Source organism: Bacillus sp. THAF10, assembly GCF_009363695.1.
Classification (GTDB): Bacteria; Bacillota; Bacilli; order Bacillales; family Bacillaceae_I; genus Sutcliffiella_A.
Genome location: NZ_CP045403.1, coordinates 3,380,955 through 3,397,771 on the forward strand (window position 1 = coordinate 3,380,955; position 16,817 = coordinate 3,397,771).

13 protein-coding genes are annotated in these 16,817 nt (G+C 41.0%); 3 read left to right on the forward strand and 10 right to left on the reverse strand.

Going from position 1 to position 16,817, the window contains the following annotated elements; all coding sequences use genetic code 11:
• Position 1: 1 nt before the first annotated feature.
• The 10 genes from FIU87_RS17500 to FIU87_RS17545 form a co-directional block, all read right to left on the reverse strand.
• Entirely contained in the window at positions 2-865 is an 864-nt protein-coding gene (locus tag FIU87_RS17500) for a carbohydrate ABC transporter permease (protein WP_152445755.1), read from the reverse strand.
• A 2-nt stretch (positions 866-867) separates the two neighbouring features.
• Positions 868-3,129, reverse strand: coding sequence for a DUF5696 domain-containing protein (locus FIU87_RS17505; protein WP_152445756.1), 2,262 nt, complete (start codon positions 3,127-3,129; stop codon positions 868-870).
• The gene (locus FIU87_RS17510) at positions 3,122-5,146 is read right to left on the reverse strand and encodes a YIP1 family protein (protein WP_152445757.1); all 2,025 of its coding nucleotides are present in this window, start codon (positions 5,144-5,146) and stop codon (positions 3,122-3,124) included. The genes FIU87_RS17505 and FIU87_RS17510 overlap by 8 nt, the downstream gene beginning before the upstream one ends.
• A gap of 17 nt (positions 5,147-5,163) precedes the next feature.
• Positions 5,164-6,042: a carbohydrate ABC transporter permease gene (locus FIU87_RS17515; protein ID WP_152445758.1), complete on the reverse strand. Its 879-nt coding sequence runs from the start codon at positions 6,040-6,042 to the stop codon at positions 5,164-5,166.
• A 15-nt stretch (positions 6,043-6,057) separates the two neighbouring features.
• On the reverse strand, positions 6,058-6,951 hold the full coding sequence (locus tag FIU87_RS17520; RefSeq protein WP_152445759.1) for a carbohydrate ABC transporter permease: 894 nt from the start codon (positions 6,949-6,951) through the stop codon (positions 6,058-6,060).
• Entirely contained in the window at positions 6,941-9,880 is a 2,940-nt protein-coding gene (locus FIU87_RS17525; protein ID WP_253905452.1) for an extracellular solute-binding protein, read from the reverse strand. Before FIU87_RS17525 ends, FIU87_RS17520 begins: the two co-directional genes overlap by 11 nt.
• 50 nt (positions 9,881-9,930) lie before the next feature.
• A complete protein-coding gene (locus tag FIU87_RS17530; RefSeq protein WP_172971094.1) occupies positions 9,931-11,304 on the reverse strand; it encodes an ABC transporter substrate-binding protein in 1,374 nt (457 codons plus the stop codon).
• 508 nt (positions 11,305-11,812) lie between these two features.
• A complete protein-coding gene (locus FIU87_RS17535) occupies positions 11,813-12,307 on the reverse strand; it encodes a DUF1854 domain-containing protein (protein WP_152445761.1) in 495 nt (164 codons plus the stop codon).
• Positions 12,304-14,490 carry an ABC transporter ATP-binding protein gene (locus FIU87_RS17540; protein ID WP_152445762.1) on the reverse strand — a complete coding sequence of 729 codons (2,187 nt, stop codon included), beginning with the start codon at positions 14,488-14,490 and terminating at the stop codon, positions 12,304-12,306. Before FIU87_RS17540 ends, FIU87_RS17535 begins: the two co-directional genes overlap by 4 nt.
• A 12-nt stretch (positions 14,491-14,502) precedes the next feature.
• The gene (locus tag FIU87_RS17545) at positions 14,503-15,258 is read right to left on the reverse strand and encodes an alpha/beta hydrolase (protein WP_152445763.1); all 756 of its coding nucleotides are present in this window, start codon (positions 15,256-15,258) and stop codon (positions 14,503-14,505) included.
• A gap of 355 nt (positions 15,259-15,613) precedes the next feature.
• On the opposite strand from FIU87_RS17545, the gene FIU87_RS17550 reads away from it, so the two are divergent.
• From FIU87_RS17550 to FIU87_RS17560, 3 genes are all read left to right on the forward strand, one after another.
• A complete protein-coding gene (locus FIU87_RS17550) occupies positions 15,614-16,030 on the forward strand; it encodes a VOC family protein (protein WP_216647577.1) in 417 nt (138 codons plus the stop codon).
• A 322-nt stretch (positions 16,031-16,352) separates the two neighbouring features.
• Positions 16,353-16,448, forward strand: coding sequence for a YjcZ family sporulation protein (locus FIU87_RS17555; RefSeq protein WP_152445765.1), 96 nt, complete (start codon positions 16,353-16,355; stop codon positions 16,446-16,448).
• A 240-nt stretch (positions 16,449-16,688) separates the two neighbouring features.
• Positions 16,689-16,811, forward strand: a complete 123-nt coding sequence (locus tag FIU87_RS17560) for a YjcZ family sporulation protein (RefSeq protein WP_152445766.1) — start codon at positions 16,689-16,691, stop codon at positions 16,809-16,811.
• Positions 16,812-16,817 lie beyond the last annotated feature (6 nt).

Genomic DNA, 16,817 nt, shown 5'->3' on the forward strand with positions numbered 1-16,817 from the left:
TTTAAGCATAATTTTTCTTTCCTCTAACTGTTAGTAGCCCAACGGAAATGGCAAGTGCTAATGCTATCAGTAAGAAGTAAATCCACGATAAGGCAGAGGCATAGCCAAAGCCCGTATTAATCTGGAACATATTGCTCTTAATATGCTCAATAACAGGGTTTAAGGAGAAAATCGAGAATGTCACAATTGTGTATACCGTATTAACGACAATCATCGGGAAGATGCTAGGTAGCGTAACCTTCCAAAAGCACTCCCAGTTGGATGCTCCATCAATTTTAGCAGCCTCATATACCTGCTTATCAATCTTCTGCAGAGCGGCAAGAAAAATGAGGAACTGCACACCTGAAAACCAGAGAATAATGATTAAGTTGTCCATTAAATAAACAAGCACATTACTAAAAAAATTGTCTGCCGCTAGCATTGCCTCAAAAACCGCATATTCCTTAATAGAAGGAATGGAAGTGACTCCTTGAGAGATCAGCTCGTTGATAACAGGTCCGCTGGCAATAATCACCGGTAGGAAGAAGATCATCCGGAAAAAATTACGAAAGCGAATCGGCTGATTCAGTAAAATGGCAATGATTAACGAGAATACGATAATGATAGGAACAGATAGGACCAGCTCCTGCAAGAAGGTAAGTAGCTTCTGGGTAAAAAGAGCATCCACCGTAAAAGCATATTTAAAATTATCAAACTTCACAAAAGATGTTTGAATACCCTGTGTGGTGATTCGCACCTTTTGAAAGCTTAAAAACAACGAATAGAAAAGAGGATATGCAGTAAAAAGCAGAAATCCGATAATCCATGGTGAGATGAATAATAGTCCTGTTAGCGAGTTCTTCGAGCGCATGGATAACTGTTTCATGCTTAGTTCCCCCTTTCTGATACTTCATAGGATGTTGCTTCCACAGTAATTCCATCTACTGTAACCGCTGCATCCGTGTAATTAACGATAATCGAAATGCCGTTGTCATACATTACCTCCGACACACCAGGTTTATGGATCATACGATTGGTAATCGCACTGTTTTCCACTTCCCCTAAGCTGTCCACGACAAGTTTGTATTGACGAATGACTTCCTCTTTCCAAATATCAAACTCGGATGTGTACAAGCCTTTTGATGGTGTCTTAAGAAGAAGCTGAGCCGATTCTTTCGTTAGATAAAACGAAGGATATGCACCAAATTCGATCATTCTGAGCACTTCTTCCTTTGGATTATGGGAGAAGTTTGAGAAGGTAGCATAATACGGGCTGTATCCCTTTAACACAATTTGCAAAAATGGCACCGTGTCTGTTACAAACATATAGTTGGAAGAGTACATTGGCATATCAAGATACTTATCCATGTAGCCCCAGGCATAGTTGTTTGGACGATAGAAGGCTAGCTCCATGTCGTGTTCTTGATAGTGTGTGAAAAGTTTCTGATTAAGGTCGATCATTTCCGCTCGGGAAGAAGACATGCCTTTATTAAAATCAGAAAATAGCTTGCTTGCTGTTGTTTCAACGGCAATGTTGCTTACGCCGTGTTCTTTAAAGTGGGAAACATCTTTTTTGGCAATTTCTAAGGATTTTGTTGGGCTAAGATAGTAGCTGCCATAGCCAAATTGACGCTTGATCATCGGCTGCCCATTAATTTTTTTCGAAATATCCTTGCTACCAGCAAAGCCAGACGCACCATCAAAGGCAGTGGTGAAATCGGTGTGCAGGTAGAAAGAAATATCCTTTTCCTCTAGCTGACGAATAGTTTCATCTAAGTCTCCCTTACTGCCAAGCTTCTTTTCTAATGGAAACTTCTTCGGCAGTGTTCCAGTTAATCCGCCTTTTGTCCAGCCTCTTAGAACGACGTGCATGTTATCCACATCATTTTGCTCTAACTCTTCCACAAAAGCAGGAATGTCTTGTAGCTCTGTCATTTTTTCAACCGTATTCCAGAGAAGACCTTTCTTCGTTTCCCCACCTAAAAGCTCCAGTCGAACATCCACTTTGTCACTGTCGTTTTTAGAAAGGGAACCTGAGGCTTCTAAATGCTGCTGGTATCTATTTGCCATCCCAACATAATCTGCTTCTTCCCCTGTGAGGAACATCACTTTCTGCTTGATGTTAAAGCTATTCTTTTCTTCCTGATAAACATTAAAGCCACCCATGCTTTTACTTGTAGGTTGAAAGTAATTAAAGCGGTATTGATAATCCGATGTTGCCCAGAAAAAGTCGGTAGATGCTCCGGACGGATATGCTAAAATTCTGCCATAGCTTTGTCCTTCTTCAATAGAAGTGATAAAAGCATTTTCCTTCACGCCATGAACGGCACCATAGACTGGCACAGAAATGGTTTGTGTTGGATAGGTGTTTCCTTCTTCTGTGTTTTTTGGTTTTGTGAAGCCTTCATCCTCTCCATAGATGCTTCCAACAAATGGGGTATCGGAACGAAAGGCGCTTTTCTCAAATCGCATCAGCGCGCCGCTGCCGTCAGGAATGAATAGATAGCCAGTAATATCATCCATATGAGCTGCCCCAAGGAAAGGATAGACCTTCATGGCAACAATCTTATTATAGGTGCCATCCTGTACGCCTTCATTTGGGATATCAATGACGATGTTATCCTCTTCTAGGGTGACGTTTAGCTCCACTTCAATGCTAGCTCCACGAAAATCAACCACTGCAGTAAAGCCGTTGTTCTTCATTTTGATTTCTGGAACCGTATCCTCTGTTAAAATACTCTCGGTCTTGATGTTCCCTCGACGGTCCAAATAATCAATGGTAAGTGCTGATTGCACCATATCTGTCCAAGTATTGTTTAAGCGATAATTTTCGGCATTATCGACCCCAGAGTGCCAAATATAGCCTGTTTCTTTGTTTTGAATTTTAATGGCCAGTGACTCTTCCTGAACGAATAATACAAGCTGGTCATTTTCTGTTACTTTCGTAAAGCCTTCCAATGTTCCTTTTGGCAATGGTTTGTTTTCTTTTTCTGGCTGTGTGAACTGATTAGAATCAAAGCGGAGAGTTTCTTCTCCGAGCTCTGTTTCCACTTCCGTTTCTTCCTGCTTCTTAGTAGATGTGAGCGACTCAGCAAAGACAGAAACAGGTAACACGACGATAAGGATGGCTAACAGTATTTTCTTATACACGGAGAATCACCTCCTGAATGATTGCTGTAACAAAATCAATAACTTGATCCATCAAGACATAAATGATGAAGCAGACAAGCACGATGATGATCATGCAGAATATCGTGGTGAGAATATTACGTACTGTCCCCCAGAATTCAAAGGCATGAATCTCTTTAATCATGATAAAGAGAATAACGAGCGACCAGCCAATCATTATTTGATTCGAAAACACATACAAGAACTCTTCATTCATGGTCAGTACATTCGACATCAAGGTGATAGGCACGATTAGTAGAATAACAGGAGCCAAAGAATAGATGGTTCCTATGTAAATGTCCGAAAACTTTCCTTCTCCATCATTGATCGTACTTACGAGATAATTCGCAATGACAAAAAGAAGAATAGGAAGGAATAGAAGAACAAAATCGACACCAAAATTTATCTGTTCAAAGGTGATGCCACCTCTGAAAATAAAGCCTGTAAAGTATTTACCAATAATAAATTCGATGTAAAGGACGAAATAAAGAATCGTTGCTGAAAGAATCGACACTCTTCTTTGACGCTTAATATAATAGAAGCTGTCTATTGGATGGCGTAAGAACTTTCCTAAGAATAAAAGTTCACTTATAAGCTTGAAATCTTTTATTTTCTGCCATCTATTTCTTACAGGAGCTAAAATTCCTTTTCTCTTGTCTACAAATAACAAGGTAGCCCTTATGGCAAACAAACCTATTAAAATTGCAAACACAAACGCTAGATTTTCATTCATCCACTTGTTTCGAATCTCCCAAAACGAATCAGAATATCCATAGACATTCCCAACAAGCTCAAAGGATTCTAGTGCTTTTTCGTATTCCTGCTGCTTGTAATAGGCTTCCCCCATCGCATTATGAGCTAGCCCAATGGAGGAGTTCATCCGAAGTACTTCACTCCAATACTCCTCACTCTCGAGATAAAGCCCTTCAGCGTAGAGTGCAATTCCCCCATGCATCATTTCTGCAAAGGCAGTAGGTTCTAAAAGCTGAACCGTGCCACGCTCTCTATCGGTTATAAATATACGGCCTAAGCTATCTGTTGCTAACCCGGTTGGATCCATGAACAAGCCAAGACGGTTAGTGCCATCATCCTTTCCACCGAAGATAAAGAGCAGGTTTCCAAAGCTGTCATATTCATAGATTCTGCCATCCTTACTTAGGACAAAAAAGTTCCCAAGCGGCCCTATTGTTATATCTTGAAGATTGGTGGCATCCGAAATGTCGGGCCAAAAAATATTCCCACCAGAAATATTTAGTTTCCGAATGACCTCGAAGCTTGTCCCAGCTGTAATCGTGTACACCAGACCTTTTTCATCAATTGATATATTGGTAGGCGCTGGCGGCACCTTCAAAAACATGCTGGAGCGCTGCTGGTCTGTTGTTAGAGCATCCTGAACAATCGACATTAACGAAGGTCTTGTACGGTTTACCCCGAAAAATCCAAGGAATGTCCCGTCCTGCCCCACTTGAATGATACCGTTTGTGGAGCCCTCGCCAATAATGTACAAATTACCTCGTTTGTCTACGGTTATTTTTTGCGGTTTATATGGAGTTCGTGTTCCAAACAATGGGGAATCTGGACGTCCGTATTCTTGAAGCATTTCACCCTCTGCTGAAAAACGAAATACTTTTTCATTGGTGTAATCAGCAACAAAAATTTGACCTTCTTCATCTACAAATACTCCTGTAGGCATTTGAAGTGTTCCTTCTCCTACTTCCAAAAGCTTTTTGCCGTTTTTATCAAACTTGGTAATTTTCTTGGTTCCGGAATCTGCCACATACACATGGTTATTTTTATCAATATAGACATCTTCCGGACTGACTATCTCACTCGTGCTTCCAAAAAGACCAACCGGAATATAGGCGGTTTGCGTTTCAATGATTTCCCAATCCGTAGACACTGTTTCCGTTTTATACGGAACCGACAGGGAAGCAAAAGACTGCAAAGGAGAAAGGAGAAATAACCAAACAGTCAGTAAGCCTATGAAAATGCGCTTCATACTCGTTTCTCCCCTTTCTACTTAATACCTGAATGTGCCATTGTATTCATTACTTGACTTTGCAGGATGATAAAGATGATTAAATTTGGAATAAACATAATTAACGATGCGGCTGCCGCCATCCCTTGACCTGCTACCGTATTGCCTGTAGTGGCAGATGATAGGGTAGACATATAAAAGGCAAAGGTTTTTAAGTTTTCATTATCAACAAACAAGGTTGAGGTTTCGGTATTATTCCAGACAAGCTGAAAGGATAATATCGCAATGGTGGCAATTGCCGGCTTCACCAGCGGAATGATGATTTTGCGAAAAATTTGAAAATCTGTTGCCCCATCCATCTGAGCTGCCTCAATCAACTCATTTGGTATTTGATCAATGAATTGTTTAACGAGAAACAGGCCAATTGGCATTGCGATTAGCGGGAAAATATGAACAAGAAACGTGTCCAGTAATCCCACTTTCTCAATGAGCAAATAACGTGGTATCACTACAGCTGCAGATACGAACATCAGCGCAAGTGTGTTAATTTCAAATATCGTTTTTTTCAATTTAAAGCGTTTCTTGGATAATGCGTACCCTGCCATCGTAGAAATTAATACGGTGACAAACACCACAATCAAGGTAATCGAAATACTGTTAAACAAGTACCGTGACATTGGAACGCCGGAAGTACTTGTGTTATTCATTAAATCAATAAAGTTCTGCATCGTCGGCTTTTGCACAAAAAAGCGTGGCGGATAAGCGAAAAGCTCATCAATCGGCTTAAAGGCGTGAGAAAAGACAAAGACGATTGGCATAGCCATAAAGATGGCGAGCGGTACTAAAAATGCGTAGAACTTTAATTGACTTCGGTGAAATCGATCTGGATTAATTTTTGTTCCATGAAATGCCGACACATCATTACCTCCCCTTTAGTCTTTTTCGCCAAATAAACGCCAGGCAACCTTTGAAAATAGATAAACAATTAGTAGTAATAGTACCGAGATGGCTGCTGCGTACCCCATCTCGTATCGGATAAACCCATAATCCTCTAAGTGGTTGACCATCAACTGTCCGGCATATTGCGGCGTCGGGTTGGCACCTGATAACGCTACTCCAATGGCACCTGCCTGGAAGGTTCCCACAACCGCCATGACAGCTCCAAACAGCATTTGTGGCTTCATTGAAGGTATGGTAATATAGAGAATTTCTTGAAATCTATTTTTTATCCCGTCAATATAGCCAGCTTCATAGATTTCCTTGTTTATGTTTAAAACCCCTGAAAGCATGGCAAGAAATCCTACTCCCATGCTTCCCCAAAGCGTAACGACAATCATAATCGTCATCAGGTGATCTGGAGATTGCAGCCATTGTACTGGTTCAAAAATAACCCCCATCGTGATAAGAAGACTATTCAAATATCCTGTTTGGTCTCCACTGAAGATAATCGTCCAGACAACAGCCATTGCAATCCCCGCTGTCATCGATGGCGAATAAATTATGAGGGCGAGGATGGTTCTCGGCCCCTTAGAAATTTGTGCAAGCATCCAAGCAAGCAGGAAAGATAAAATATATCCTCCCGGCCCGACAATTACCGCAAACATTAACGTGTTAGGCAGGACGATTTGCATGAAGACCTCATCCTGTGTCAGCACACTGACATAGTTAGCAAGGCCGATAAAACTAGGCATCTCAATTGCGTTAAAGTACGTAAACGACAAGAGAATGGCTACCACAACTGGTATGATAATAAAGGTAGCGAAAAAGATTAAATATGGTGCAAGAAAGATTGATGTACTTGCATGCTTTTGAAGGCTACTCCTCATTTTCTTCCACCCAGCTTTCTACTTGTTCAATCGTTGGAATATGATACGGCTTGACCACTTTACCGTCCTTCATGTAGCCAAACTCCTCCATTTTCCGTCGCATTTCACGGTTTATCGTGACTACCGCGTCATCAACGGCAGAGCGTGTATTTTCCCCATCAAAGACCACTCGGTTCCATACATTACTGATTTCGCGCTCCACCATATACGTGTAAGGCGTTTTTGGCACTTCCTTCAAGTACTCCCATTGCTTTAAAATAACTTCTTTATGTTCCTCTGGCCATGGCAATTGCTTAAAGGCATCAAGGTTTGCTGTATTCCACATGTAGGAAGGACCATACATGATTTGCAGGGTCGTCGCAAAGTCGGTTTGCGTTTCCGTGGACATCCACCATTTCAACAGCTCCCAAGCCTCGTCTTTATTTTTACTGCCGTTAAAAATCATTCCAGATTGGCCAGAGCCTGTTGCCCATCTTTCCACGGTTCCATTCTCCTGCTTCACACCAGGGTGCGGGGAGATGTCCCACCAACCAGAAAGCTCTGGGGCTGCTGATGTTAGCTCTACATAGGTTTGGAAGTTAGAGACACCTATTGGCAGGGTGGAATAACGGAAATGGTTATAGAAATTTGGCACCTGCAACGGCGTACTATAAATTGTATTTAAATCCGTCATTAGCTGAATTCCACGTAAGGTTTCATCACTATTAATCGTCGTTCCCATTCCATCCTCTTCATACAAATCTCCTTGATGTTGATAAATGAAAGGAGAGGTTGCTTGGAATGGCTTAAAGGCTACTGCACCGGCAATTGGGGTATAGTAGTTTAATCCAAAGCGCTGCAGCTCTGGTAGAACGTTCACGACATCATCCCATGTATCAGGAACAGGGATATCAAGGGCATTCATAATATCCTTCCGATAAAACTGAACAAAGAAATCCTGTGTTTCTGGAATACCGTACACTTGATCATCAATCATCATTGGCAGGAAAGCCCCAGGTGAAAAATGACCAAGCGTATCATCAAAGTCATCAAACTGTCGTAGGTCATATGCTGCATCACGAATGGCAAGCTCGTAGGGAAGCCAGCTGCTGATTCCAAGTGCTAGATCAGGCTGACTGTTCGCAGCATTTGCGAGAATGAGTTTTTGCTCCGATGGCATAATGGAGAACCTGACTTTAATGCCCGTTTCTGGCGTAAAGTTCTGATCGGCCATGTTCTGCATCAATTCCACATATTGACGCGGTCTGTTCACCCAGACTTCCACAACATCATCGTCTACCTTCTCAGTTGCCAAAGTATTGGACTGGAAGGAGTGGAAAAATTTAAGAATAGATTCCTTTGTTTTAGCAAAAAATCCAAGCTCTGGTTTTGGTAACGCATCGTCACCATGAATATATAGTCGATCCATTATTAATGGCTGTTTTTTCAAGTCCAGTGTTGCTTTTCCAAGAAGCTGCGCGACAGAGCTAGAGCCTTCAGAAAGCTGTGTTAAGCGCGCTGGAATTTTATCAGGATCTGCCGCAAGCTCTCGCAGTCTTTCCACTGCAATTTGCAACGACACAATTTCTACTGATTCTCTTCCATTACTTAACTCAAGCAAATACTCACTTTCCGCTTCTAAATTATCTGCCCATGTAGAAAGCTTTTCTTCAATCTCAGGCATGTACTCGGTAATTCTCCACCCGCGTGAGCGATCTTGGTTATTTCCAGTTAGTCGTTTAATGGATAAGCTGAGCTCTTCTATTCCTCTCATTACTTGATCCATTTCAAATAATGTCGTGTTAACAGGTGAGGCATCAACTTTTAGTGTTAGGGTGTTTTTCCCCTTGTTTAAGTAAAATAATAATGGTTCTTCGTTTTCGTTGCTGAGCGTTTCATTCACCCAGTTTTTTTCCTGCTCAAAGGAGTAATGCTCCACTTCTTCAAATGGTACTTCTCCGTTAATCATGACGGTTCTAAACACCGGAAACCCGGTTTGTTTTTCCTGTAAGACCTTTAAGGAAATCTGGTAGTAGCCTGCTTCTTCTACTTCTATTTCCCATGAAGCTTGTTGTCCGCTCGTCTGCCATGAATCCCCGCCAAGCGCGTTAAGAAGGCGTCTGTCACGTTTATATGGGACAACAGAAGCGTCTTGTCTATTTACAGGTCTAATAAAAGAGCTATTTTTTATAGAAGGGTGCTCTGCTTCGACTGTTACTGTCTCAGCGTTGGTGAGATTCCCCTCGTGTTTCTTTTGGTATTCTTCATATGTAGGGATCGTTCCCACACTGTTTACGTATACATTGCCAAGCAGCATTTCTCCACGTAAATTCGTTAGGGTAATCGTGTTTTTGCCTTTTTTCAACTCATACTTTAAAGGTCTGGAGTGCAAATAACTGGAATCCTCCGCCTTTACAAAATGCCATTTTTCAACCGACATCTGTGCTGGGATGATTTCATCTCCAAAACGGTCCTGCTCAAAATCATTCGTGGCACTTTTCCAATCCTTCGGGAAAATGATACGGCGGCTCTCATAATACGGAAACTCACCGTTCACCTGAATCGATCCTTCAATAGGAACAATTCCTTCTCCTAGAGGATAATAATCAAAGCCAAGCTCATATAAACCGTCTTCGTCTACTTCCACTTCTATCGTGATAACATCTTGATCGCCCCAAGCATAAACCTGTTCCCCATACTCTTTACTTTCAGCACCAGAAAGCAGGCTATTCTCATCCTTGGATAAAAAATCAGTGGGAGCAACAACGCGCTCGACTTCTTGCGCGTTGTCTTGTCCCACTTCATTCCACTGCTTAAGGATTGATAGATAGCGAGGTTCAATGACTTGTTCTGCCACCTGCTCAAGGCTTTTCTCTTTATCAGCAAATGCGAGTTGGCCTGGTACTAGCAAAAGCAATATTAATGACCAGAACATCATTTTACGTTTCATATCTAATCCCCATCCCCTTCACAGTTGAGCTCATTCATCACGATTATATCTTATTGACCAATCGCTTCTTTACCTTCTTTGTACTTTTGATTTGCTAATTCATTAATTTGAGCAGCATAATCTTCAATTTTAAGTTCGCCTTTAATACTTGCATCAATCAATCCAGCGATATTGACGTTCGGGTTGTCTCCAACAGCGACACCAGTTGGTGCTTCCCATCTTGATTGAACAAAGCCTGGTACTGTTTTCACAGGCTCTACAATTCCTTTTCCAAGGTTGTCATAGGCTGTACGTAATCCAGGAATATCCTGCACTTCAAAGAATGCATCTAATACTTCTTCGTCTTGTGTAACAGGTAGGTTGTTAATTGCTTTTTCATGTTCTACCGCTAAATCAATACGCTTTAAGAATCCTTCTTTACCAAAGCTCATCCATTTAGCAAATGTGTAAGCTTCCTCAGGATGCTCTGTAGATTTAGAGATTCCCATAAAGTCATTTACGATGACTGTTCTTCCACCAGGTGTTCCAACAAAATCCCAATCAAAATCAAGGTTTTTAGAGAAGTTTTCTACTGCCCAAGAACCGTCCCAATTTAGACCAATTCCACCGCTAGCAAATACTTCACCGGCATGCTCCCCATTAAAGTTCGCTTTTTGATCATCCGTTAGGTTGTCATAAGAATACCCGTTTGTTACAAAGTTGCTTGTTAGGTTTACACCAGAAATAAATTCATTGCTATCTAAGTGATACTCACCATCATTAAAGGTATACCAGCCAATTGCTTCGTTTACTGCTGAAGGATACCAATCAACAATCGCGAATGGGTTGTTTAAACCAACTACTCCATTTTTTACATTTGTGATAGAGCGTACAGATTCAGTAAATTCATCAACGGAAAAACCATATTCAGGTACATCCAGGTTTGCCTGGTTGTAAAGGTCTTTATTTACAAAATAACCAAGGAAATGCTGTGCACTTGGAATAGCGTAAATAGACTCATTGTATGTAACAGAGTTTGTGACAACTTCAGGAATTTTGGCAAATTCCTCATCTGCTTTTGCCATTTCTGTTACATCTAGTAACCAGTCATTAGCAAGACCAGTTGGCACTTGAGAAACCATAAATAAATCTGGCATCGCATTTGCACTTGCCGCAGAAGATAACGAGTTGTTCCAATCATCCGTTGCAATCGACTCATCAATTTCTACTTTAATGTTTGGATGTTCCTCTTCAAATGCATCAATCATTAAACGCTCAAGATTTTGATCTTCTTCCGTTCCAAGAGCCCAGCTTGCAAATTTAATCGTTACTTGATCTTCCTTGCTTTTTTCATCGTTTGTTTCATTTGATGCATTATTGTTACTGCACCCAACCACAAGCATGAACGACGCAAGAATGGCGATCCAAGGCTTTACCAACTTCATTAACATACACCCCTCAATTTATTATTTCACTGCTTATCGAAACGTTTCAATTCGTTCGCAAAAATAAAAAGGAGAGTAAAATCAACCTTTTATCTTTGTTTCATCTGCAATTGATACGTTTCACTAACGTCATTATACTCCCTCTTGAAAACGATTACAATAATATTTTCGAAATATTTTCGTAGACTGATAGATTTGTTTGAAAGTTCTTACTACATAAGGGATTGGAATCAATTTCCTTTATTTCTAGGTTTGTGAAACAAATAAAAAAGAACCGATCCCTCTAGTAGAATCGATTCGATAAAAACTATCTGAAAAGACTTTCCGTTGAATGCCGCTGTTGATTTCCGCAAATGGCTCCGCGTCCTGCGGGGCGATATATAAACCTCCTCGGCTGCGCCTGTGGGGTCTCCAGTCTATCGCTTCGTTCCCGCGTGGAGTCTCCGCCATTTTCTCCAATCATCAGCTAGGTACTGCTTATAATCAGGATAAATCTACGACATTCCGTTTAAATTACTTTTGAAAGCTCTTTTCTACTAGAGAGATCGAGTGATTTTAGACTACGTATTTCACATCTTTTCCCGTCCATGTCGGTAATAATAATTCGGTTTTGGGGTAGCACTGTGAGGTGTTCATGAATATTTCTCATCATTAGCTTCATTTTCCCACGGTCTGTCTCTAAGTTGAAAGTCCATAAACCAGGCTCTTCTTTTATCGAAAGGACTCTAGTAACTTCAGGAATTACATAACGCACATGCAGCTCTTGCTTGAGGGCTTTTTGACTTTCCTTATCTAAATCCTCTATGTTATGGATGATTCCTAATTCGGTTTCCCCATTCCAGACGGATAGGTGTTCATAAGGAGCAGAAAATGGAAAGGCTCGATGAATCGATATCTCCTCCAATACTTTCCCTCCAACTCTCATTTGCAAGGGACCACTATCACACTTAAAAAACGCCACTTCATCAGACCGAAAGATTTTGATATCGTAAAGCTCGCTCATCCTACCTCTACTCCTTTAATCTGGGAGAGCTCTTTTTGCGCCTCTACCAGCTTATAATAGATTCCCTCTTTCTCAAGCAGCTCTTCGTGTGTGCCAACCTCAGCAATCATTCCCTTATCAACCACCACCAGTCTATCTGCATTTCTGAGTGTAGAAAGACGATGCGCGATAGCAAAAGTAGTTCTGCCTTTAACTAGTCTAGAAATGGCTTCTTGGATTTTCCTTTCTGTTTCCGTATCAACCGAGGCAGTCGCTTCATCTAATATCAAAATCCGCGGATCGTGCAAAATCGCCCTTGCAATCGCAATTCGTTGCTTTTGTCCTCCTGATAAACGATGGCCCCGTTCGCCAACCTTCATGTCATATCCATCGGACATTTTCACAATAAACTCATGAGCATTGGCAATTTTAGCTGCCCTCATAATTTCCTCTGGGGTCGCATCCTGCTTGGAATACGCAATATTTTCGGCAATGGTTCCATCAAACAAGAACGTCTCCTGCAACACTACCCCGATACTTTGATGTAGCTGCTCCTGCTTTAGATCCTTGAGATCTACACCATCTAGTAAAATTCGGCCTTCATTCGGATCATAAAATCGGGTAATCAGGTTGATGAGCGTTGACTTTCCGGCACCAGAATGCCCGACAAGTCCAATCATTTCACCTGGCTTCACATCAAGGCTGATGTTTTTCAAAACAGGAAGGTGTTTTTCATAGCCAAATGTTACTTTTTCCAATTGTACATGTCCTGCTATTTTATCCAGCACCCTTGCAGTCTCTTTATCAGGAACCTCTGAAGGTGCGTCCATAATTTCAAAAATTCTGTTCGCGGAGGAAATTGCCCTTGTCACCCAGCTGATCATTTGATTAAACCATTGCAGGGGACCAAAAAACATTCCAAGATACGCAACAAAAGCAAGAAGTGTCCCAAGTGAAATATCCTCACTAATAACGGATAGCCCGCCAATATACCAAACAAGCAGCATCCCAGAGCCTGTCACAAACGAAAACAACGGAAATACCCCTTGCCACAGACCATCTGTTTTCAACGTTTGTCGCATAAGCTGCTGGTTTCCCTCCATGTAGCGATTCTGCTCTTGCCCTTCCTGTCCAAAAGCCTTTACGACACGAATTCCTTGCAGCGTATCACCGACAATCATGTTCAATTTATTGATGGACTGCCATTGCTTATACCACAAATGCTGCACACGCGGCCAAATGATAACAGAAAACAGTACCACAAGCGGGGAAGGGAGAAGAGCAAATAGCGCTAGCTGCCAATCAAGGCTAAACATCATGATGATAATAGCGATTAGAAGCATCATTTGCCCAATTACATACAACACACCATCCGTTAAAAACTGCCTTATCGACTCCGCATCACTGTTTACTCTTCCTATAAACTGAGAGGTTTGTCTTCTATCAAAATAGCTCACAGAAAGCCTCATGAGAGATTCATAGATTTCTCTTCTCATATCCTCCATTATTTTACTACCGATCCAAACACCTAAGATTCCTTGTAAAAACTGCATTAAGGTAAGCGTAAGCGCGGTAACTCCAAGCAGCAGGACTAAAATGAAAAGAGAACTCCCTAATTCCTTTGGTTCTAACACCTCATCTACAAGCACCTTCGTTAAATATGGTGGTGCAAGCTCCAAAAGGGTGGCAGCCACTAAAAACAATGCTGCAAGTGCCATCTTGCCACGATACGGCTTCGCAAATTCTAACACTCTGCCAATTACCTTTTTTCTATCCACACAAACAGAACAAACCTCTGTGCCATCCTCAAATGGACGCTGACACTTTTGACAAAGCTTCGGCTGATCCGCTTTTGAGATTGTTGGCACAGGTTCATTTTTTGCCAAGCTGCTCATGACTTTATCCGCTATGGAAAACTTTTGTAGCATGGAGGAGGAAAAACGAAGCAGCACTTCTCTTCCAATACATGTTTCTATGATGAGTGCCCCGGCACCAACATATTGCTCGAGCTTACATGAGTTCACATCCTCCAACATAATGTTCTTTAATACACTACCCTTTTCATTCAGCAGGAGAATTTCCTTATCTGATATCGCCAGCCAGCACTCATCAAACTGACCAGCTACGTTCATATCTGATTTTGCAAAAAATAATAAGGTACCCTTTGGATGTATCGTGAAGTGATAGCTTTCTATTAATGACATATAGTCCCCCTATTAGAGCTGATTTTCAAAAAACGCTAGAACGTTCCCAATCTGCTTGTCCCAATAACCCCAATCATGTCCCCCTGGACCATCTTCAAAGGTAAGGCTCAGACCAGCTTGTAACGCATAATCACGAAAACGAACATTCGCCTCATAATTATGATCCTCTGTTCCACAGCATTGATATAACATTGGTGATGGTGCCTTGATGTTAGTTGCCAAATGATATAGATCATCCTCACTTCCTACAATCGGACGATCTCCAAATATATGCTTGAAATCCCGTGGAAACGCCGGCATTCTCTCGTTAATATCGAGTGAGCCTGACATACTGGCCGCTGCAGCAAATTTCTCTGGGTTTCTTAACGCCACCTTAAATGCCCCATACCCTCCCATTGAGAGACCGGCAATAAAGTTTTCCTCTCTTTTTTCAGAGAGCGGGAAAAAGCTTTGCGCGAGCTGAGGTACTTCTTCACTGACATAGGTGTAAAAATCATATCCATGCTCCATATTCGTATAAAAACTTCGTCCGGCTGCAGGCATGACAATGGCCCAGCCAAGGGAAGATGCATACCTCTCAATGGATGTGAATCTTGTCCAAATCGTATGGTCATCGGAAAGACCATGAAGCAAATAAAGTGTTGGATGCTTTTTCTGTTTCACCTTTGAGGTGACCCCTATATGCGAATTCGGCTGTGGCAACAAAACCGTCATCGAAGTGGAGCATTGTAACGCCTCAGAAAAAAAATCACAAGTAATTCTAGCCATGAATGTCACATCCCCTTTTGTCATAATTGAAACGTTTCGACTTTTTATATTATACGAGCACAAGAATGCGCTTTCAATGTTTTTGTTAGAAAATGTTAACAGTGCATAGTGAATTACCGATACTTTCTAGCTGTTGATAGGAAGAAAAAACGAAGCGTCCCACTACATTGGAACCCCAGAACAGGCGTAGCCTAAGAGCCACACAAATCTTCCCTCAGGACGCCATGCATTTTTCAAAAATCAATAGCTGAGTAAAAAGATCACTATTTTGTCGAACGTATGTTCTTTACTTTTTCTTGACCGTCCTATATAATGAAATAGTAAGTACATATTCTATAAAAAGGAGTGTTGAATGTTGAAATATCAAGCTGTTCCTTATTTAGCGTTTAACGGAAATGCAAGACAAGCTTTGGAATTTTACAAAGAAGTGTTTGAAGGTGAAATCACTTCCATTATGTTATTTGGAGAAGCGGACTTTCCGACACCACCAGAAGCCGCAGAGCTTGTGATGCATGCACGCTTTGAAAAAGGCAATATGCAATTAATGGCGTCTGACACCTTCCCAGGTCAAACAGTAGAAGTAGGAAGTAACGTTTCCCTCATGCTGGAAATGGAAAGCGAAGAACAAATCGACACTCTTTACGCAAAACTTAGTGAAAATGGCAAAGTTCTAATGGAGCTTCAAGATACCTTCTGGAATGCAAAATTCGGAAGCGTTCAAGATCAGTTCGGTGTGAAGTGGGATTTGAACTATACAAAACCTCAACAATAAAAAGTAAAAACGCTTCACGGTATAAGTTGCCGTGAAGCGTTTTGTTTACTTCGGTAAGATACTTTTCCAAGTTAGCCATTCAAAACTTCATAAAATTAAGATTCATGGAGTAAGACGTTTCTAATTCTTTCTTTCCATGTTTCCCCCTCATAAATTAATTCTTTATCACCACACCACTAATTTTTCTCTTTCACTGTAAAAAGTTATCCAAGCCTGTGGAAATCACCCAATCATTCCAAGATATCTCGAATATCTTTATATTAAAGATGTTTGTTGTTGGTATAACTCATTCATCTTTAAAGCTAGTAAAGGTGGTGTCATTATGTCTGGATATGCAAATGGGTTTGCATTAATCGTTGTGCTGTTTATCTTGCTTGTAATTGTTGGAGCTGCAGCAGTTGGTAAATGTGGTTACTAATTAGGAATGGCAATTAATCTAGTACCTCTAAGTAGATCACTTGAAAAAGAGTGTTCCTACCTAGAGGTTTTTATCATACTTTTCAATACTATATTCAAAACCTCCCAATTGTGATTAGGCATTCATCTTGGGAAAAAAATAGTATTTTTATAATTCATAATAAAACTTAGACAAACATCCAATCTGTTAATTCAATTGAAACATACATATATAGTGTACGAAATAAGGAGGTGAAAACTTATGTCTTGTTTTGGATATGGCGGATATGGTTATGGAGGATACGGATACGGTTCAGGTTTTGCTCTAATCGTTGTCCTTTTCATCCTATTGATCATTGTAGGAGCAATTTGCTTCAAGTGCTAGTATTAA